This is a genomic window from Protofrankia sp. CiP3 (assembly GCF_917627345.1).
In the GTDB taxonomy this organism is placed as follows: Bacteria; Actinomycetota; Actinomycetes; order Frankiales; family Frankiaceae; genus Protofrankia.
Window position 1 is genome coordinate 1109 of record NZ_CAKJTM010000022.1, and the last position, 520, is coordinate 1628.

General features: G+C 65.6%; 1 protein-coding gene. It reads right to left on the minus strand.

Going from position 1 to position 520, the window contains the following annotated elements; genetic code table 11:
• A partial coding sequence (locus tag MJ797_RS10840; RefSeq protein ID WP_308128305.1) for a transposase occupies positions 1 to 520 on the minus strand: 520 nt, incomplete at both ends.

The window sequence follows — 520 nt, forward strand, 5'->3', positions numbered from 1 at the left end:
CGACAACGAACGACACGTAGTACCGGCCGTCCGCTTCCCGGATCACCGTGGCCGATGATGGGACCGATGGTAACGGCCGCGACCATTCAAGCCGAACATTACCGATCTTCGCTAGCTGCACGCCCCGCGCGGTGACACCGAAGCCGTTGCGGGTAAGCCGGATCGACTGCCGGTTGTCCTTCCGAGACCGGAACCGGGGGCGCCCGACCCGGCGGCCCTTCCGCTTGCCTGACAGCGAGTCGAACCAGTTCCGATATGCCTTCCGCGCATCCTGCGATGCCTGCACCAGCACGACCGACGAGACGTGACCGAGCCATTCCCGTTCGGGAGTTTTCTTCGCCAGTGTGATGACCCGGCGCTGTACCTCGGTGTCGGAGATCTTCTCGCCTGCCGCGTGCGTCTCATCACGTAGCCGGATTGCGTCGTTGTAGACGACCCGGGCGCATCCGAACGCCCGCGCCAATGCCTGCACCTGCGCTGGGGCCGGGTAGGCGCGGTAGCGGTATCGGACGGTCGACAC